This window comes from Pseudoalteromonas rubra (assembly GCF_000238295.3).
Classification (GTDB): domain Bacteria; phylum Pseudomonadota; class Gammaproteobacteria; order Enterobacterales; family Alteromonadaceae; genus Pseudoalteromonas; species Pseudoalteromonas rubra.
The window spans coordinates 299,267-319,269 of sequence record NZ_AHCD03000035.1 but is presented as its reverse complement, the minus strand read 5'-3'; the positions used below and the strand labels follow the sequence as shown (position 1 = coordinate 319,269).

Annotated in this window: 18 protein-coding genes; 11 read left to right on the top strand and 7 right to left on the bottom strand. The window is 47.5% G+C overall.

The features are described 5' to 3' along the window. Positions 1-48: 48 nt before the first annotated feature. From PRUB_RS12430 to rmf, 6 genes are all read left to right on the top strand, one after another. Positions 49-2,718: a DNA translocase FtsK gene (locus PRUB_RS12430; protein ID WP_010384601.1), complete on the top strand. Its 2,670-nt coding sequence runs from the start codon at positions 49-51 to the stop codon at positions 2,716-2,718. Beyond that, complete coding sequence (gene lolA / locus PRUB_RS12425; protein ID WP_010384602.1) at positions 2,718-3,371, top strand: outer membrane lipoprotein periplasmic chaperone LolA; 654 nt, start codon at positions 2,718-2,720, stop codon at positions 3,369-3,371. Before PRUB_RS12430 ends, lolA begins: the two co-directional genes overlap by 1 nt. Then, positions 3,364-4,716 (top strand): replication-associated recombination protein A, encoded by a 1,353-nt coding sequence (locus PRUB_RS12420; protein ID WP_010384603.1) that lies wholly within the window; start codon positions 3,364-3,366, stop codon positions 4,714-4,716. Before lolA ends, PRUB_RS12420 begins: the two co-directional genes overlap by 8 nt. Continuing rightward, complete coding sequence (crcB, locus tag PRUB_RS12415) at positions 4,716-5,102, top strand: fluoride efflux transporter CrcB (protein ID WP_010384604.1); 387 nt, start codon at positions 4,716-4,718, stop codon at positions 5,100-5,102. Before PRUB_RS12420 ends, crcB begins: the two co-directional genes overlap by 1 nt. Before the next feature lie 11 nt (positions 5,103-5,113). Beyond that, complete coding sequence (serS, locus tag PRUB_RS12410; RefSeq protein WP_010384605.1) at positions 5,114-6,403, top strand: serine--tRNA ligase; 1,290 nt, start codon at positions 5,114-5,116, stop codon at positions 6,401-6,403. A gap of 517 nt (positions 6,404-6,920) precedes the next feature. Beyond that, entirely contained in the window at positions 6,921-7,091 is a 171-nt protein-coding gene (gene rmf / locus PRUB_RS12405; protein ID WP_010384607.1) for a ribosome modulation factor, read from the top strand. Between the two features lie 508 nt (positions 7,092-7,599). Here the strand turns inward: rmf and PRUB_RS12400 are convergent. Beyond that, entirely contained in the window at positions 7,600-8,766 is a 1,167-nt protein-coding gene (locus PRUB_RS12400; RefSeq protein WP_010384609.1) for a putative manganese transporter, read from the bottom strand. Between the two features lie 72 nt (positions 8,767-8,838). Further along, the gene (locus PRUB_RS12395) at positions 8,839-10,470 is read right to left on the bottom strand and encodes a M28 family metallopeptidase (RefSeq protein ID WP_010384611.1); all 1,632 of its coding nucleotides are present in this window, start codon (positions 10,468-10,470) and stop codon (positions 8,839-8,841) included. A gap of 182 nt (positions 10,471-10,652) precedes the next feature. On the opposite strand from PRUB_RS12395, the gene PRUB_RS12390 reads away from it, so the two are divergent. From PRUB_RS12390 to PRUB_RS12380, 3 genes are read left to right on the top strand one after another with little or no spacing between them, the layout of a single operon-like run. Then, positions 10,653-11,474, top strand: a complete 822-nt coding sequence (locus PRUB_RS12390) for a DUF3025 domain-containing protein (RefSeq protein ID WP_010384613.1) — start codon at positions 10,653-10,655, stop codon at positions 11,472-11,474. Further along, positions 11,471-12,256 carry an ATP-binding cassette domain-containing protein gene (locus PRUB_RS12385; RefSeq protein WP_010384615.1) on the top strand — a complete coding sequence of 262 codons (786 nt, stop codon included), beginning with the start codon at positions 11,471-11,473 and terminating at the stop codon, positions 12,254-12,256. The genes PRUB_RS12390 and PRUB_RS12385 overlap by 4 nt, the downstream gene beginning before the upstream one ends. Further along, entirely contained in the window at positions 12,249-13,457 is a 1,209-nt protein-coding gene (locus PRUB_RS12380) for an ABC transporter permease (RefSeq protein WP_010384617.1), read from the top strand. The genes PRUB_RS12385 and PRUB_RS12380 overlap by 8 nt, the downstream gene beginning before the upstream one ends. Before the next feature lie 48 nt (positions 13,458-13,505). Here PRUB_RS12380 and PRUB_RS12375 read toward each other — a convergent pair whose 3' ends face one another. The 3 genes from PRUB_RS12375 to tsaA all read right to left on the bottom strand — a co-directional run bounded on the left by PRUB_RS12375 (position 13,506) and on the right by tsaA (position 17,030). Next, entirely contained in the window at positions 13,506-14,306 is an 801-nt protein-coding gene (locus PRUB_RS12375) for a UDP-2,3-diacylglucosamine diphosphatase (protein WP_010384619.1), read from the bottom strand. Positions 14,307-14,435: 129 nt separating this feature from the next. Continuing rightward, positions 14,436-16,160 (bottom strand): proline--tRNA ligase, encoded by a 1,725-nt coding sequence (locus PRUB_RS12370; RefSeq protein WP_010384621.1) that lies wholly within the window; start codon positions 16,158-16,160, stop codon positions 14,436-14,438. A gap of 159 nt (positions 16,161-16,319) precedes the next feature. Next, positions 16,320-17,030, bottom strand: a complete 711-nt coding sequence (tsaA, locus tag PRUB_RS12365) for a tRNA (N6-threonylcarbamoyladenosine(37)-N6)-methyltransferase TrmO (RefSeq protein ID WP_010384623.1) — start codon at positions 17,028-17,030, stop codon at positions 16,320-16,322. 150 nt (positions 17,031-17,180) lie between these two features. Between tsaA and PRUB_RS12360 the strand changes: the two genes are divergently transcribed. Then, positions 17,181-17,534, top strand: coding sequence for a hypothetical protein (locus PRUB_RS12360; RefSeq protein ID WP_010384625.1), 354 nt, complete (start codon positions 17,181-17,183; stop codon positions 17,532-17,534). On the opposite strand, the gene PRUB_RS12355 is transcribed toward PRUB_RS12360, so the two are convergent. Further along, positions 17,531-18,292 carry a response regulator gene (locus tag PRUB_RS12355; protein WP_010384627.1) on the bottom strand — a complete coding sequence of 254 codons (762 nt, stop codon included), beginning with the start codon at positions 18,290-18,292 and terminating at the stop codon, positions 17,531-17,533. The two genes, PRUB_RS12360 and PRUB_RS12355, sit on opposite strands and share 4 nt — an antisense overlap. 344 nt (positions 18,293-18,636) lie before the next feature. Here PRUB_RS12355 and PRUB_RS12350 point away from each other — a divergent pair, with 344 nt between their 5' ends. Beyond that, entirely contained in the window at positions 18,637-19,431 is a 795-nt protein-coding gene (locus PRUB_RS12350; protein ID WP_010384629.1) for a MipA/OmpV family protein, read from the top strand. Between the two features lie 27 nt (positions 19,432-19,458). Here the strand turns inward: PRUB_RS12350 and PRUB_RS12345 are convergent, their stop codons facing one another. Further along, complete coding sequence (locus PRUB_RS12345) at positions 19,459-19,941, bottom strand: acyl-CoA thioesterase (protein ID WP_010384630.1); 483 nt, start codon at positions 19,939-19,941, stop codon at positions 19,459-19,461. Positions 19,942-20,003 lie beyond the last annotated feature (62 nt).

Here is a 20,003-nt window from a genome sequence, read left to right as displayed (position 1 = left end):
GCAAAAAGTCATGTTAGAATTAACGAAACAGTATTTAGGTATTACATAATGCGCTTAAATGGTATTCAGCGCCTGCTGGAGACTGGCCTGATTGTCAGCACAGCGGCAGCGATATTTACGCTGTGCGCACTTATCAGCTTTGACCCGGCAGACCCAGCCTGGACGCAAACAGGCGAGTTTATCAAGGTTAACAATGTCACAGGTGCTGCCGGTGCCTGGGTTGCTGATATTTTATTACTCAGCTTCGGCTGGCTGGCATTTTTAGTGCCGGCCGTCATTCAGTTGTTTGGCTATCTGTTGTTCAAAAAACCACACAAACTACTACAGTTAGACTACACAACTTTGGGACTGAGACTGATAGGCGGTACATTGTTTATCACATCTGCCAGTTCCATCAGCAGCATCAATTTTGACGATATTTATAGTTTTTCTTCCGGTGGGGTAGTGGGGGATGTGGTCGCCAGTGCCATGATGCCTGCGTTTAACTTCACAGGAACCACAATCTTGTTATTGTGCTTTTTCTTTGCCGGTCTGACCCTGTTAACAGGGGTATCCTGGGTTGAATTTGTCGACTATATTGGCGAAAAGGTGGTTGCATTCTGTAAATGGTGTTTCGCCAAAATAAAACATCGCAGCGAACCCAAGTCAGCGGTCGCGCTAAGTGATGATAAAGAAGACAGCAAAGACGCTGGCCTGCCGAATAATGCTACGCTCATCGAAAGTGCAGAGCGCAACCAAGCAGCTGCGCGAGTTGAAGTCGAAGCCTGTGAGCAGGTTATAGAAGATGTGGTTGAAGTTACAAAGCCCGATCCAGTCGAGCAAATTTCGGATACTGCACAACAGTCCAGTAAGAGTAAGCCTCAAAAGCTAAAAGATAAATTGTTTGGCGCAAAACCAGCGCCTCAGCCCGAACCTGAGTTACGGCAAGCTGAGGCAAGCGATTTAGCGATGGCCAATGATGATGATATCGCCGTAGCGCCCAGCGTGTTCGATGAGCTGGATGACATTCTTGAGCAGGAAATTAATTTCTCTGCGGTCGACGATGAAGCGTTTGATACGGTAGCGGCACTGAATGCACTGGACGATACTCCTGCGCCTGTTGAAACCAAAGTGGTATCACCTGCACGGCCATTAAAGCCGAAAGAAAAACCTGCATCAGGTTATCAGCCACCACCGAGCGCCAAAGAGCAATTTGAAGCTTTATTGGAAGCTGAACCTCCGAAAGATCCTTTGCCGTCACTCGACTTGCTAGACAGACCAGATAAAGCGAAAAACCCGATCTCCGAAGAAGAGCTCGAAGCTGTATCTCGTCTTGTTGAGTCCAAACTATTGGATTTCAATATTCAGGCTAAGGTTATGGGAGTTTATCCGGGACCGGTTGTTACGCGCTTTGAGCTGGATCTGGCGCCAGGGATCAAAGTCGCTAAGATCACCGGGCTGGCAAAAGATTTGGCGCGTTCTCTGTCAGCCGTCAGTGTGCGTGTGGTTGAAGTTATTCCGGGCAAGACATTTGTGGGCCTGGAGCTACCAAATAAAAATCGAGAAATCGTGCGTTTATCAGAAGTGATAAACGCTCCTAAGTTTGAGCAAAATGCTTCGCCACTGACCATGGTACTGGGCAAAGACATTGCCGGGCAGCCGGTAGTGGCCGATTTGGCCAAAATGCCTCACTTACTTGTCGCCGGTACAACTGGTTCAGGTAAGTCAGTCGGCGTTAATGTTATGATATTAAGCTTGTTGTACAAATCACCACCTGAAGACGTACGCATGATTATGATTGACCCTAAGATGCTTGAATTGTCGGTGTATGAGGGCATTCCGCATTTGCTGTGTGAGGTGGTCACGGATATGAAAGAAGCAGCCAATGCGTTGCGTTGGTGTGTGGGTGAAATGGAACGTCGTTATAAGCTGATGTCAGCGCTTGGCGTGCGAAACCTCAAGGGCTACAACCAGAAGATCCTGGATGCAAAGGAAGCCGGCCATCCAATTCTGGATCCCTTGTTTAAAGACACAGATGGCATGGCAGACGAACCCGAAGAACTGGATAAGCTGCCGAGTATTGTTGTTGTGATCGATGAATTTGCCGACATGATGATGATTGTGGGCAAAAAGGTGGAAGAGCTCATTGCCCGTATCGCGCAAAAAGCGCGTGCCGCAGGGATCCACCTTGTGCTGGCGACGCAGCGACCTTCTGTGGATGTGATCACTGGCCTGATCAAGGCCAATATCCCAACCCGAATGGCATTCCAGGTATCGAGCAAAATCGACTCGCGTACCATATTGGACCAACAAGGTGCTGAAAACCTGTTGGGTATGGGTGATATGTTGTATTTACCACCAGGCACCAGTGTACCGATACGTGTTCATGGCGCATTTGTTGATGATCATGAGGTGCATGCGGTCGTCAGTGACTGGAAAGCACGTGGTAAACCCAACTATATCGATGACATACTGTGTGGCGAAGCCACAGAAGATATTTTACTGCCAGGTGAGGCAAGTGAGGGGGAAGACGAGGAGTCTGATCCACTCTATGATGAAGCTGTGGCGTTTGTCATTGAAACCGGTAAGGTTTCAGTGTCTAGCGTTCAGCGAAAGTTACGCGTTGGTTATAACCGCGCGGCTCGCCTGGTTGAACAAATGGAAATGTCCGGCGTCGTCAGTGCGCCAGGGCACAATGGTGCCAGAGAAGTACTGGTGCCCAAAGGTGGAGCGAATTAATGAAGTTACAACCACTTATTCTGGCTTTATGTATAGTTGGAGCTAATCCGGCAGTAAGTGCAACGCAAGCGGACGAAACACAAACGGGTAGCGTTGCTGCGCAGTCTTTGAAAGACAAGTTAAAAGCACTGGAGAGCTTTCGAGCCGAGTTTGAGCAAAGTGTGATTGATCAGGACGGGCACCTTATCCAATCTGGTAAAGGCGAAATTGTGCTGCAATATCCTGCCAAAATACGCTGGCAACAGAACGAGCCTGATGAAACTTTGCTGGTTTCAGATGGACTTCGGACGGTTTATTTTGACAGCTTTGCTGAGCAAGCAACGATTCTTAATACACTTGGCCTGATAGACACTACGCCATTTGTGTTGCTGACGACGCAAGATCCAAAGCAGTGGCAGAAGTACCAGGTTTCAGAAATTTCTGGCGGCTATCGTATTGAGCCTATTCAGTCCGGTGCTCAGGTGGAGCGACTGGATGTTTTGTTTGCGGATAGTGGTCTGAAAATTGGCCAGTTGAACGTCACAGATTCTTCAGGCCAGATCTCCAGCTTTAAGTTTAGCGATGCACAGATCAACGGTCCGGTGGATGCCGAGCAGTTTAAGTTTGTGATCCCAGAAGGGGTGGTCGTCGACGACCAGACACAAAGTGACTAATCTGGGTTTTGATTTTGCGCCCGATGTCAGGCCTTTGGCGGCGAGAATGCGTCCGTCCAACCTAGATGGCTACATTGGGCAAAGTCATATTCTTGGTGCTGACAGTCCGTTGCGCCGGGCCATTGCTCAGGGGCGTTGCCATAGCTTGATTTTGTGGGGGCCACCCGGGGTAGGCAAAACCACGCTTGCTGAGATCATCGCACACCATGCGAATGCACAATTGTGCAAGCTATCAGCGGTTACAGCAGGTGTGAAAGAGATCCGTGAGCAAGTGCTCGATGCAAAGAATCGCCTGAGCCAAAGTAGCACCCGCACGATTTTGTTTGTTGATGAAGTTCATCGATTCAATAAATCACAGCAGGATGCCTTTTTGCCACATATCGAAGACGGCACTTTTATCTTTATCGGCGCCACTACCGAAAACCCTTCATTTGCCCTGAACAATGCGATTCTATCCCGCGCGCGTGTTTATACCTTAAAGCCGCTTAGTCTTGACGAGCTAACTCAGGTATTGCGTCAGGCACTGGCTCATGACACAGAACTTAGTCGTCAGCAAATTACACTGGATGATGCCGTGATAGATGCATTGTCTCGTGCCGCGGATGGCGATGCCAGAAAAGCCCTCAACCTGCTTGAACAAGCCACTGATCTGGGTGCCAATGGTGAAGGGCAAGTGTTAATCGATGAAGCGGTACTAAAACAAGTCTTACCATCGCACCTTGCGAAATACGATAAGGGCGGCGATATCTATTACGACCTGATCTCGGCATTTCATAAATCTGTGCGGGGCAGCGACCCGGATGCTGCGTTGTACTGGTATTGTCGGATCCTTGCCGGTGGTGGCGACCCACTCTATGTGGCCAGACGATTACTGGCAATTGCGACCGAAGATATAGGCAATGCCGATCCACGTGCCATGCAAGTGGCGTTGAATGCCTGGGATATTTATCACCGGGTTGGTCCCAGTGAAGGAGAGCGGGCCATAGCGCAGGCAACAATTTATCTGGCCAGTTCGGCTAAAAGTAATGCCGTCTACATGGCGTTCAATCAGGCTAAGCAGGATGCCGGCAGCGATCCTGACTTTCCGGTGCCAGAGCACTTGCGTAATGCACCTACCAAGCTGATGAAAGAACTCGGCTTTGGTGAGGAGTATCGATATGCACACAATGAACCGGGTGCGTTTGCCGCCGGTGAATGTTACTTTCCAGCGGAGATACAGCAGCGTCGCTACTATGAGCCCAGTGACAGAGGGTTAGAGAAACAAATTTCTGAAAAACTCCGTTACTTGCGTTCTTTGAATGAACAAAGTGTCCAGAAACGCTATCAAGATGAAGACAATCACTGATGGATTTGATTAAAACTTACCTGATGATTGCGACCGGTGGCGCATTTGGCGCCTGCCTGCGCTTTTTTATTAGTGATATCACCTTAAAACTCTTAGGTAAGGGATTCCCTTTTGGTACGTTGACCGTTAATATTCTGGGTTCACTGTTGATGGGCATTCTCTACGGATTAATTGATAAGCAGGTCATTGAAGTATCTCCGGCTAAAAGCTTGGTCGGGATTGGCTTCTTGGGTGCTTTAACGACATTTTCTACCTTTTCTATGGATTCTTTGCTGTTATTTCAGCAAGGCCAGATAATGAAGATGGTACTGAATATAGTTTTGAATGTCGTGATGTGTATTTTCATGGCCTGGATAGGCCTGTGCTTAGTCATGCAAAAAGGTTAAAAGAATAAACTATGTTAGATGCAAAGTATTTACGTCAGGACATTGAGGAAGCAGCAGAGCGTTTGAAAAAGCGTGGCTTTGAGCTCGATGTGGCTGCTATTAACGCGCTTGAAGAAAAACGAAAAACACTTCAGACCAAAACGCAGGAACTGCAAAGCGAGCGTAACAGCCGTTCCAAAGCGATAGGCCAGGCCAAAGCAAAAGGTGAAGACGTTCAGCCATTACTGGATGCCGTTGCTGATCTGGGTGATCAGCTAAGTGCCGCGAAAACAGAGCAGGATGAAGTATTGGCTCAGCTGCAGGATATTGCAGCAACCTTACCTAACTTGCCGGCTGAAGATGTGCCTGTTGGTGCTGATGAAAGCGAAAACGTCGAGGTGAGCAAATGGGGCGAACCAAAAGCGTTTGACTTTGAAGTAAAAGATCACGTTGACCTTGGTGAAGCGTTAGGCAAGGGCCTGGATTTTGAAACCGGTGTTAAGCTCAGTGGCTCTCGCTTTACGGTAATGCGTGGTGGTATTGCTCGTCTTAACCGTGCATTGTCGCAATTTATGCTGGATACGCATACAGACCAAAACGGTTACACCGAAATGTGTGTGCCTTACCTGGTCAACAAAGCAAGTTTGTACGGCACAGGGCAGTTACCTAAGTTTGCTGAAGATTTGTTTCATACGGAAGCGTTAAGCGAAGACCAAGATGGTTACAGCTTAATTCCTACTGCTGAAGTACCTTTGACCAACTGTGCGCGTGATGAGATTTTCGACGAGAAAGAGTTACCAGTTCGCATGACTGCGTATACGCCATGTTTCAGAAGTGAAGCGGGCAGTTATGGTCGTGATACACGTGGTCTTATCCGTCAGCATCAGTTCGATAAAGTAGAGTTAGTACAGCTGGTTAAGCCTGAAGATTCAATGGCTGCGTTGGAAGAGCTGACAGGCCATGCAGAAGGCATTTTGCAGGCACTGGAGCTGCCTTATCGTAAAGTCGTCTTGTGTACCGGCGACATGGGCTTTGGTGCAGCAAAAACTTATGACCTTGAAGTTTGGTTGCCTGCGCAAAACACTTATCGTGAAATTTCTTCTTGTTCAAATATGCAGGACTTCCAGGCGCGCCGCATGCAAGCGCGTTTCCGCCGTGCTGGTGAGAAAAAGCCTGAGTTGCTGCATACACTAAATGGTTCAGGTTTGGCGATTGGCCGTACTTTGGTCGCAATATTGGAAAACTATCAACAAGCAGATGGCTCTATTGTCGTACCAACTGTATTGAGACCGTACATGGGTGGTCTTGAGAAAATCCAGTAAAACGCTTAACGCGTTGATCTAAGGCCGCATTCTAGCGGCCTTTTTTATTACAAATTAATGAATGTTTTTTTACGTTAATTCGTTAATGAACAATCTATTATTTTTCTTAAAGTGGATTTTTTTTTAGATTCCCACTTGTTTCATGCATTAATTTTCTCATTCCCCATATTTGTTACTTGCCAGTCATCGTTCGCTTGTTGCATGTGAAAACGATATATGATTTATTGTTTTTGAAGGTTTGGCCAATCCTGAATTAGTCGACGTGTGTCTGGCGAAAAAGCGCGTTCACAGTCGGCCTTTGTTTAACCATATGCAATAGTAAAAATGTTAGTAGTTAGATGAAATTCGAGCTATCGGCTGTCAGGCAGCCTGCGGCGAAGCACTGAATCAAGGTGTACAGAGGACCCTGTCGTGCTTCGTACGGATTGATATTTACGAATTTATTAACTATTTATTAAATGTGGATGTCGTTAAGACGAAAGCAACTCGAAAAATATGAAAGGTGAGGAATTTACCTATGAAGAGACAGAAAAGAGACCGTTTAGAAAGAGCACATGCCCAGGGATTCAAAGCAGGTTTAGCGGGCCGGTCCAAAGATTTATGTCCATATCAGCAAGTAGAGCACAGATCAGAATGGTTGGGGGGTTGGCGAGAGGCCATTGATAACCGCAACATGTACAAAACCTAAGTTCCTATAGATATCTAATGACTAAGCAAGGTTTAAAGCCCCTCTGATGGGGCTTTGTTTTTTGTATTTCAACCCTTCCTAAAATCTTCTCTTTTTGCATCGTCGCACCACATTGGCATCGAAATAGCGTGGTTGGGTCCGGGTGTTTCGATTAGGCATTACTCTGCGTTGAACCCATTGCGCTCTTTACCGTTGCAGCTAATAGGGCAAAGTGTCTATCTGTCCAATGCATCAGTAACCTGAAGTCAAAATCAGTGCTAATTAGCGTGGTAGCTATGAAACTGTTCTTATTGGGTGATTATGGAGTCGTCTCGAGCGGGATAAGCTGAAGTGCTGGAGGTTTTTCAGGCTGAGCCTCAAGGGATGAAGAAACTTGCCTCGAATGCTTATCTGGTGGCGCTGAGATTGTATTTAGTCAAAGCACAGAGCAAGGATCTTTGGATGCTTATGTTTTTGACCAGGCACCACTGGGTGCCTGTCTAGCAAATCTCTTGGACAAAGGGTGAAATTACAGATTGGCAATGTAATATAGCCCATAACCCACAAACAGTGCCGGTATGGCCGAGTAGAGTGTGGCCACGAGCGCAGCGCCGGGGGCGAGTGCCAAGGCCGGAAACAATGCGTCTCCATCATTTGCTACCGCATTGGCTGCCAGCGCACTAAAAGGTAAAACTCCCTGAATATATAAGCTGGTTACTACTATCTGAGGGCCACAACCTGGTAGCATGCCAATGGCAATAGCGATAAGGGGGGCGAAAGCGGCGTACTGGGAAAACCAGGCAGCCAGATCTAAGCCAAAGAGGGCGACAGACAGCTCATAGAGCATAAAGCTGGCAACCACCCAGGCAGTGACAAAATGCGTATCGTGGATCACTTTGGCAAGCTTGGAAGGGGGATCTTGCTCATCGTCCTCGGCAGTGACTTCCCGATAGCTTTGACCTTTAGAAGACAATGCCCAGATTGTGAGTGCGAACAGGGCAAGTGCCGCACCTGCCAGTTCAACCGGCTGCGTCAGTATGCCTAAATCGGTGTTAAATGCGATAAGCAAAGCTATTACAAGGCAGGGGAGAAGTACCCAACGCCATACCGGTTCACTGAAACGGATAGCACTAGACGGCGCTTTACATTCAATCACATTTTTACTTTGTGCATCGGGTTGGCAAAACCCGGGTTTGTGTAACAGGTTAACGACCAAACCACTGACTATCCCCACGCCAATGCCCAAAGTGATGATTGTAAGTCCCTCAATTGGTTTTTTAGCCAGCAGCAGAAAAGCCGCATCCCCCATGGTTGCAGTCAGCACGGCGACCACTGAAGCAAAGCTTGCCTGGCCTTTTGTAAATTGAGTAACCACTATGATGGCACCACCGCAACCTGGCAGCGCACCTAGTATTGCGGCCATTGAGATTTCCAAAGCCGGTGATTTCGCTTTGAGATAGCTGAGCTCAAGTTGCGGCATTCGGTCGACCAGAAAGTAATAAATAGCGAGTGTGCCGGCAACAAATACACTTACCTGAAAAAACGCATCGGCAAGTGTTCCGATAGTCAGCTCACGTAATGGTTCGAAAAGAATCGCGAGGCAGATAAGTAAAGGAAGCAGTAATCGCTTGTTGGCTATAAAGGAGGAGAGTGCTGATTTACCTCTGGTTGTGACAGAGTAGGATTGTGAGAGCATAAAAAGTGCAACCGGTTAAAAACACAGATGCACTTTAAAATGTTATTAAATGAAAATCAATATCATTTGTATTTATTTGTTGCGTTGGAACTCCGAGGTTGCTTTCCAGGTTGGCCATTCACTTTGTTGTGAAATGTCATAACCGACCTGGAAGAACAATTGGAGATCCTGTACAGCACCGCTCAAATCCCACTCATCACGGTAACGGTCACACGGTTGGTGATAACAACCACGTAAAACCAGACTCATGCGCTTACGGTATTGTGCTGTGGCCTCATCACGCGCTTCTGTACCACCACCAGCGTACATTGCCGGTACACCCATGTTAGCGAAGGCGAAGTGATCTGAACGGTAATAGCCGCCAGCCGCCGGGCGCGGATCGCCAGAAACAACGCGATCTTGCTCTTTAGCAGCCGTTTCCAGCATCTCATCCAGTGATGATTTGCCGATGCCTACGACGCTGATGTCTTTCACTTTACCCAGCAGGTTCAGGCTGTCCATATTGATGTTAGCAACTGTTTTGTCGGCTGCAATCACAGGGTTCGCTGCATAGAACTTGGAACCTAAAAGGCCCTGTTCTTCCGCGGTAACCGCCAGGAAAGTAATAGAGCGGTCTGGTTTCACGGGTAGCTTGCTGAACGCCTCTGCTACTTCGATCATACCACCCGTGCCTGTTGCATTATCGTGCGCGCCGTTGTAGATCTTATCGCCTTTACGGTTAGGATCGGTACCCAGATGGTCCCAGTGAGCAGAATAAATGATGTGCTCATCACTGTGTTTAGCACCAGGCAAAGTCGCGATGAAGTTATAAGACGTTGATGTGCTGATCTTGCTTTTAACGGTAACAGAAGCGGTCAAATCACCCATATCGACGTGGTACGCGCCAGCTGCGGCCTTTTCTTTAGCTTGCGCGAAGTCAAGACCAGCTTTAGTGAACAGTTCTTTGGCAACGTCACTGGTGACCCAGCCTTCTACCGCGACACGATCCATGTTGTTGTTTTCTTTTTGGAAGCCAAACTGAGGACCACTCCAGGAGTTTTCAACAACACTCCAAGGGTAAGAAGCTGGGGCTGTTTCGTGAACGATAATCGCACCTGCGGCACCCTGACGGCTTGCCTCTTCATACTTGTAGGTCCAGCGTCCATAGTAAGTCATGGCTTCGCCGGTGAACAGAGCAGGGTCTTTGCGTGCAAAGCCCGGATCATTGACTAACATGACAACCGTTTTTCCGCGCACATCCAGGCCTTCATAATCGTTCCAGCCATATTCCGGAGCATTCACACCATAGCCGACAAATACCAGCTCAGAGTCTTTAATAGACTCCAGTTTGCTGATGCGACCTGTGCCCATTACCATGTCTTTCTTGTATTCGTAGTCTTTTCCACCAATGCTCAGTGTCATGTTTGGATCGGCTTCGATTGAGACCAGAGGTACTTCCTGGAAGAAGCTATCGCCATTGCCCGGCTGAAAGCCAAGCTCTGTGAAATGCTTTTTCAGGTAAGCCAGAGTCAGTTCTTCACCTTTTGTTGACGGCGCTCGACCACCAAACTCATCAGAGGCCAGGGTTTTGATATGTCCGGCCAGTTGTTCTGCATTAATGCTGTTATAAGCGGCATTTACGTCGCCAGGCTGATTAGTTTGTGTTGCCATACAGCCAGCTAACACAGCAACAGAAAGTGCGCTTAGCGCTAGTTTTAGTTTCATAGTGTTATTATCTTCGCTTGTTGTTATACGCCGTTAGTATAACGTTATTTGTATTGATATTTCGACTTTTGGCGACAATTGACGGGTTTGTATGTTTACTGAGCAGAGTCGACTGGGATAAGGAGACGCGCTGAGGTAAAATGGTTGCTTTAAATTATGCCAGAGAAAGATAAACCGGCAATATGAATAAATTTACCGCGCCAGAACACTGGCATGCAGACCTGTTCAATCAGGCGCCATTTGAGCATTTAGAAGAGTTGTTTGCACTCAGTCATCATTCAGACTGGCCATCTTTCACTTGGCTGAATGAACAAAAAGACAGTACGCAAAGCCGTGACATTGTATTTACACCAAACAGTGAGCTGGAAAGCGAAACTTTGTACTACGAAGAGATTATTGCGCATACACATCGCATTCCCACTCGTGAGAATAATTGGCATGACTTTTTTGGTGCCCTGATCTGGTGCTTGTTTCCACAAACTAAGTCTTTGCTTAACCGTTTGCATATGCAAGAAATCGCAGAGCACGGCCTGAAGCAACGCAGTAAAAAGCGCAATGCCCTGACGCTGTTTGACGAATGTGGTGTGGTACTCGCGGTACCTGATTTGAGCTGGCAAAGTGCATTAAGAGCGCATCAGTGGCAGGAAATTTTCTATGAATATGGTGCGATGTGGCATCATAACCTGTTGCCATTTACCTTTGGTCATGCCAATTATGAAATGCTGACTAAGCCTTTTATCGGTTTAACGGGCAAAGTGGTCTGTGTCGAAGTCGATGAAGCTTTTTATCATCTGCCTTTGCAACTTCAGTATCGCCATCTGGACCAGAAACTGGTTAATATGATAGAGCGTCAAGGACTGTTGGATAATAACCAACAAATGTCGCCATTGCCTTTGCTTGGGATCCCACACTGGTATCAGGGGCAACAGGATCTGGCTTTTTACAGTGATACCGACTATTTCCGCCCCAAGCGGCAGCCGGCCAAGAAAAAGGATACTCAGTGATACAGGTTGAAGGTTTAAAAAAACGCTTCAAGCTCAGCAAGGAGCACAATAAAAATAAAACCAGTAGCGATCCGCGAGAACGCGATGGCTACTTTCATTCTGTCGAATCCGTCTCGTTTCAATGCCAGCATGCGGAGGTACTTGGGCTACTTGGACCCAACGGTGCGGGTAAAACCACCACGCTCAGGATGCTATCTACTGCGCTCACACCAGATAGCGGCGCAATCTTTGTTGCTGGACAGGATATCGTCAAAAAACCACTTCACGGTCGACGCAATATAGGTTTCCTGTCAGGTACAACAGGCTTGTATGGGCGGCTGAGTGCGCAAGAAAATGTCGAGTACTTTGCCCGATTACACGGGCTTAAAGGCAAGTTATTGAAAGCTCGTTGTGAGCTGTTGTATGAAACACTGGATATGACTTCATTTCTGGACAAACGAGCTGAGAGCCTGTCAACCGGAATGAAGCAAAAAACCAATATCGCCAGAGCTGTGGTACATGAACCCCAGGTGGTTATTCTGGACGAGCCGACAACGGGCCTGGACATCATGACCAAGCAAACCGTTTTGACATTTATCAGGCAGTTAAAAGAGCAGGGCACACCGGTTATTTTTTCTACTCACCATCTGGATGAAGTGGATATGTTGTGCGATCGCGTGTGTGTAATTGATAAAGGTGTCAGTTGCTTTGACGGAGATTTGGCGACATTTCGTGAGCAAGGTATGAATACGGAACTCAACCAGGCGTTTTTGAACATTGTTCGGGAGGCACAAGATGTTTGAAGTCATGTTCAAGGAACTCAGAGAGCTGCTTAGAGATAGAAAAACCCTGTTCTTTGTGATTGCGTTGCCCATTGTAATCTTTCCTGTTTTATTCGCTTTTGTATTTTTTTTAACGTCTAAGGCGGCGCTCGAAGCAGAGCAAAAAGTCCATACCTATTTTGTCGTCAACGAAGACTACGCACCTGCTTTTTCAGACACCTTGTTCTACCACCGCAGTTTTAAACGATACGAAGGAGAGGCTCAGCTTGACAGTGTCTCTGCATTACGTGATGCAGTCAGGCAGGGCATTATCGACGTGGGTATCTATATCCCGGCGGCGCCAGACAAACAGTTAGCTCAGGGCGAACAGAGTCGGTTTCAGGTGGTCTTTAATGATGCTCAGTCGATCAATTACATTTATAGCAGGATAAAAAAGGTCATTGATACCTATTCAGCCAAACTGACGGCGCAAGCGCTCAGTGAGCTCGGTGTGGACACTGATAAGCAAGACGCGATGCTTCAGCCGGTGCTGATGGAAAAAGTGGACACCGCTGATCGGCGAGAAAATATAGGCGAGAAAATAGGTGCTTTTATTCCTTATATGCTGATCCCTTTGGTACTAATGGGAGCCAGTTACCCGGCTATTGACCTCGGGGCAGGTGAAAAAGAGCGCGGTACATTGGAGACGTTGCTACTGACACCATTGACGCGTACTCAGCTGGTTCTAGGTAAGTTCCTCACTATTTTGATCAGTTCTATAGCCTGCGCGTTGGTTACTGTATCCAGTATGTCCATCTGGATTGGGTTAGCCAGCGGCTTTGGGGCGCTTGATCCTATCCTGAGCGCATTTGCGAGCGTCACCCAATGGGATTTTTTACTCATTTTTGCATTACTGTTGCCTGTAGCCATGATGTTGTCATCTTTGGTATTGGCCATCTCGATTTATGCGCGTAGCTTCAAAGAGGCGCAAAATTATATGGGGCCTCTGAGCATGTTGGTGTTTGTGCCTATAGTGGTGTCTGTTTTACCTAACATGGCGTTAAATGCCAAAACCGCCTGGATCCCCATCACCAATGTGGCGCTGGCGATTAAAGAAATCGTCAAAGGAACGGTGGACTACCAGGCCGTGGGCATGATTTTCCTGGCCTCCATTCTACTCGCAGCCGCGCTACTGGCATGCTGTGTGCGCTGGTTTAGCCGTGAAGAGGTGTTATTCAGATGAAGCGATGGACTAGCATGGATAAAAGCAGACTTCATCCATGCTAGTTGCTTAAGCGGCTTTCACATCTTGAGGCGAACTGGCTTCAGGCTCAACGACAGTCAGCACTTTCTTAATGTCTGACCAATGCAACAGCTCAATGCGGCCTTGCTCATTTTCAACCAGTGCTGTGCAATTCTCAATCCAGTCACCATCGTTACAATACACGATACCATCCATAACCGAGATCCTTGGTTGGTGAATATGGCCACAAATGATGCCATCGACACCGTGCTTTTTGGCTTCGTGTACCGCGGCTTGTTCAAAGGCATGGATGGCTTCACGGGCTTTGTGTACACGGTTTTTGAGCCAGGAAGCTAAAGACCAGTAATGACCGCCATATAATCTTCGGATCCGGTTAGTCCAGCGATTAAGAAATAGCAAAAAGTCATAGGCCGCGTCGCCGATAATGCTGATCAGTTTGTTGTATCGGGTTGCGGAATCAAAGTCATCACCATGTAAAAGTAAGAACCGCTTACCCGCTGACGTAGTATGCACGTATGTTTTGTGGACTTCGACGTGAAACAGCGTTTTACCCACATAATTGCGAAAGGTTTCGTCATGGTTTCCGGGGATATAGATAACCCGGGTACCATTTTCGGCTTTGCGCTGAATACACTCCAGCACCTGGTAATGACTTGGGTGCCAAAAGAACTGACGTTTTAAAGACCAAAGATCAACGATGTCGCCAACCAAATATAAGGTATCGCAGCGAGTACTGTTAAGAAAGTCCAGCAGGAAGTCGGCTTTACAGTCTTTGTAGCCAAGGTGGACATCGGAGATCCAAATTGTCGGATAGTAGGTTTGTGTCATAGCCATGTTCTCGAGCGTAATAAGCCCTAAGTTAGAGACGGTGGATGACAAAAGCAGGGCAGTTACGAGAAGCTATTATGACAGCAAAGAGAGAAGCAGAGCGCAACTGTGTACGCTCTGTCTGAAGGTTTATTTACCCAGTGCCTTGGCAATTTCTGCAACGGCAGAATCGATGTCCAGCATGAGTTTTTCACCTGTACGGCGGTTTTTCAGTTCAACCTGATTGTTATCCAGGTTGCGCTCACCAATTACGAGCGTGTATGGCACACCAAGTAGCTCCATGTCGTTAAACATCACACCCGGGCGTTCTTTACGGTCATCGAATAACACTTCAACGCCAGCTGCTTGCAGATCGGTATAGAACTTCTGTGCAATATCCGGGATACGATGTGACTTGTGCATGTTCATCGGCACAATCGCCAGCTCGAATGGGGCGATAGCCTGAGGCCACTTGATCCCGTAATCGTCGTTGTTCTGCTCAATCGCAGCAGCAACAATACGTGATACACCAATACCATAGCAACCCATGGTCATCACTTGGTTTTTACCGCTTTCACCTAATACACCAGCGCTCATGGCTTCTGAGTACTTAGTTCCCAGCTGGAAAATGTGACCCACTTCAATGCCGCGTTTGATTTGTAGCGTACCTTTGCCACAGGGGCTTGGATCGCCTTCAACCACATTGCGAAGGTCAGCAACCGTGTAATCTGTGACATCACGATCCCAGTTGATGCCGCTGTAGTGCACGCCATTTTGGTTTGCACCTGCGACGAAATCGGCCATTACCGCAGCGCTGCGATCAACGATAACCGGCATGTTCAGACCAACCGGGCCTAGTGAACCAGGCTTAGCGCCAATGGCTGCAACTATGTCTTCTTCTTTGGCCATTTCCAGCGGCGCGTCTATCAGTGGCAGCTTTTCTGCTTTGAGCTCATTCAACTCTTGGTCGCCACGCAGGATCAGAGCGACCAGGCCACGTTTGTCGTCTTCATCCGGTGCACCGTAGACGATCAGTGTTTTAACGCCGCGGTGTGGTTTAACACCATGCTTTTCTTTGAGCTCGGCAATGGTGTTTGCTTCAGGCGTATCGAAAGTATTCAGTTCTTTCGAAGGCTCAGGGCGAGACTCTGATGGCGCTACAGCTTCTGCCTTTTCGATATTAGCGGCATAATCACTCTCTGTGCTGAATGCAATGGCATCTTCGCCGGACTCAGCAAGCACATGGAATTCATGTGACACGCTGCCACCAATAGAGCCGGTATCTGCGATGACCGGGCGGTAATCCAGGCCCAGACGCTCGAAGATGTTGCAGTAAGCCTGATGCATTACCTGATAGGTTTTTTCCAGACATGCATCATCCAGATGGAAGGAGTAGGCATCTTTCATCGTAAATTCGCGCGCGCGCATCACACCAAAACGCGGGCGTACTTCGTCGCGTACTTTGGTCTGAACCTGGTACAAGGTCAGAGGCAGTTGTTTGTAGCTGCTGACTTCACGGCGTACCAGATCGGTGATCACTTCTTCGTGTGTCGGACCCAGTGCAAATGGACGGTTATGTCTGTCATTGATGCGCAGCAGTTCTGGACCAAATTGTTCCCAGCGGCCAGATTCCTGCCACAGATCCGCAGGCTGGATGATGGGCATCAGCATTTCAATGGCGCCGGCTTTGTCCATCTCTTCGCGTACGATGTTTTCTACTTTACGTAGTACTTTCAGGCCGGAGGGTAACCAGGTGTACAAACCTGAGGCTAACTTGCGGATCATGCCCGCACGTAACATCAGCTGGTGGCTGATCACTTCTGCATCTGCAGGCGTCTCTTTTTGAGTCGCTAAAATATATTGACTGGTACGCATACTTGTTCCGTTCAAATAGAAGATTGCTTCGGCCAATTGACCATGCAACCCTACGTTGTTGTAGTATTTTTGTCGGGTTAGTTTAACAGCGCTAAAACCGCTTAAAAAGCTTTATTTCTCATGAAAAAGCGACTGTTCTGATGGCTGAGGAGTTTTTATTCAATCCGGCTGGATATGAGTCACTTCCAGCACCTGATTGTGCTCGCCGTTGACCATCCAGCGAATGTTGAAGTCATACAGATTCATACCATAACTTTGCGTATCTGCCTTCTTTTTCTTATACGCCGGGCGTGGGTCCTGCTTGAGCACATTGGTTATGAAGGCTTTAAGCTCCGGGTAATCGCTTTGAGTATTAATAAAGGCTTCGGCTTGTTCGCTGAAACTGACCGTCATTGCCGTTTCAGGACGGGTATCTGCAAATCCAGCAGCCGCGTCGGTCAGCGCGTCAGAGTAGGGCAGATAAGGTTTTATATCAACAATGGGCGAGCCGTCCAGTAAATCAATACCAGACAGCAAAAGTGCAAGTTGCCCGTTTTTGTACTCAACGCCTTCGAGTTTCACCGCACTCATACCAATGCCATTGGGACGAAAGGTGGCGCGAGTTGCGAATACGCCTTTACGCTCGTTGCCCCCCAGTCTTGGCGGCCGCACTAACGCAGAATAGCCTTTGTCAGCGGTTTCATGAAAGCGGAATAACAGCCAAAGGTGACTGAACTCTTCTATTCCTCGTACGAACTCTTCGCGGTTAAATGCGTCACAAAATACCAGTTTGGCCTTTGCCTCTGGCACCAGGCGGGGTTGTCTGGGAATAGCAAACTTTTGTTTATATGGTGAGTGGATCACACCAATTGGCTGTATATCGAATTGCACGCTTTATTCCGGCTAGTAAATTTGCGCGTATTGTAACGATGTAATGCGCATCGAACAAATGCAACAGCAGAACGCTGTAATCGAGTGTAATTCCATAGACTTAGGTTTGTAGCTAGGATCGGGTTATTACATTATGTATTGGTTTGTTAAATGTTTAGTTTAGAAAGTACCCAGGTAGGTGGGCAACACACAGGTTTAATCCCAAATATGATGGAGCCGACTTACAGCCGCCTGGTCAGCAATATTTGTCGCAAAGTGTTTTCGGAGCAATCACCGGTGACCCCCCTGGTGGTTGAGCAGTTGCGTAAGCGGCGGGCATTCTTACAGCCTTTATTCGCTGGTGTGGGCGACGGCAGTGTGCGCGCTACCCAGTTCAATACAGCATTACAATGTGAAATAGAGTTAGTCGTCAATAAGGTGATGTCACAATGCGAGATGCCGCGTCATGAGTTGGTTAAGCACACCAATAAAACGGTATTTGAACTCGCCAGACAGGTCATCTAGCTATTATCAACGATATCCGGTACCACGTTGTTGAGGCGCTTCATCAGTTTGTCCAGGTTCCTCTGAACCTGTTCACTGCATTTTTCTAACTCAAAGCGTACACCAAGTAAACAATCCTGCTCAGGTCCATCATTTGCTTCTATGCGCACTATGGTGCCATAGAGCGGGGAGAGGCTAAGTGCATGAGTTCCGTCAAAATTGTCAAAGCTGAGGTTAAATTCAGTGAGTTTGTATAGCTTCAGGGCGTCAACATAATTGGTATAAACCTGCATGCCGGTATGACTGATGTTATGTACTTTGGCTTCTAGCAGGGCATCAGAAGCGATGATCCGCATTGCATGTGATGGCAGGGCCGAGTGCCTGACTGAGTCTCGTTTACTGGCACTGTTCCATGATTTATTGACTGCGGCTTCGAGTTTGTCTGCTCTGAAAGGTTTAACGACAAAATGACTCACCCCATTTTGTATTGCGGTAATAACAAAATCACGCTCGCCATTAGAGGTCATCATGATAAAAGGAATGTCTTTAAACTTGGTGCTGTTACGAACCTCATAAAGCAGCTCTTCGCCGTTTATTTCAGGCATCTGCCAGTCAGAGATAATAATGTCGACTGGCTTTGATTTTAGGATCTGGAGTGCCTGCTTACCATCTGCAGCCATCATCACCTGTTCAGAACCCAGACGCGTCTTAATGATGTTACGTACAACGTTGCGTACAGTGGTACAATCATCGACCACCAAAAATCGGACATTTCTCACTACTGCTTGCTCTATATTTGACCATTCTTTAAGCCGGCGGCAATCATACCACAGCTCTTACCAGTAGGTAAGGGTTGGATTTGATAATTTTAAACCGTTCCAAATTGAGTGACTTACTCACAAGAAAATACCGATGAAAGCGAGTTATGTGAATAATTGTTTTGAAATGCCGCACTAAGTAACAGTTGCTCACAAGGTCCTCACTGAGTTTTGCATTATTTCAGCGCATTATGAAGCCATGAAGTTCAGGGGCAGTCGGCCAGGCATCTTGCTTTGGTCTCCAAAGCCCTCTGATTATTTTACCTCAGCGCTAAAGCAAACTTTTAGAGACAAAGGAACTCATTATGAACGGGATTACTAAACACAACGTAGTACGAGCGCTTGGCTTGTGCCTGGCAATAACAAGCGTATGCAGTCACGCAGAAGAGCCAGCCAACGACGATTGGGACGTAAAAATGGGGGCAGGTGTGCTGGTTGCGGATCTGCCTTGGCAGGGCGGTAAAAGTGAATTTGCTCTGGCCCCGATGGCAGACATTAAAAAAGGCAACTGGTTTTCTAATGAAGACAGCACCATTGGCTATCAGTTTTTGAATATTAACGACGTGTTCAGTGCCTATGCGGGTCTGGGCTACCGGAACGAAGGGTATGACAGCCTGTTTGGAGACAACAGCTCTGATAGCAAAGTATTTGAAGGCTATGATGCGCCTGATGGGGAACTAGTACTGAATTATGGGGCAAAGTTTTTATGGTTTGGTTTATCCGGCCACACTGACTTGTCTGATGAATCCGATGCCACCAACTTTGCTCTGAGTGCAGAAGTTCCTTTATATGAGAGCAGTCAAGGATTTGGCATTTCAGCACAGGCACAGGTACGCTGGCTCGATTCGGACTATGTGAACACTGTTTATGGGATAAGTGGTAAGAATATCAACGCATCAGTAGGCCGTACAGCTTATCAGACCGACGACAACGCGATAAACGTCACCTTTGGGCTCAATGCGTATTATCAAATCACGCCTGAGATAACACTGATTGGTAGTGTAAGCAGAACGGAGCTGGATGATGTTATCAGCAAAAGTCCGCTCGTTGGCGATGATACGATGGACGTAGCCTTCATCGGTGCTATGTATCAGTTTTAGTTCTTAAGGGGCTTGTATATCGCTGGATCAGTCACCCTGATCCAGCGTGTTTTGTAATAAAGACTCTGTTTGAATCGCAATTTCTTTCATCTGAATGGCATATTGCTCCAGCGCTTTTTGTTCTTTCGTTTTTGCTTCAAACTTAGCAACCGGAATGGGGTAGCCAGCCTGATCCATTGCGATGAAGCTGATAATGCAGTGATTGGTTTCTACCATATGCTGTTTTTGTGGATCGCCGCAGCGTACCTGAATGAATATCTGCATACTGGTTTTGCCGGTGTGTGCAATCCGCGCTGAAACCTCCACAATCTGGCCAACCAGAATAGGGCGGTGAAAACGTACGCCCGCGACGGATACAGTAACACAGTAAGCACCACTCCAGCCTGCTGCACAGGCATAGCCCGCTTGATCTATCCACTTCATCACCACACCGCCATGTACTTTGCCACCAAAGTTCACGTCTGTTGGCTCTGCTAAAAAGCGAAACACGACTTCCGATTGCTGCGCCATGGGGCACCTCATTATCTCAACGTTTGCTTAAGTATAGAAAAAAAGGGGCATTTTGCCCCGGC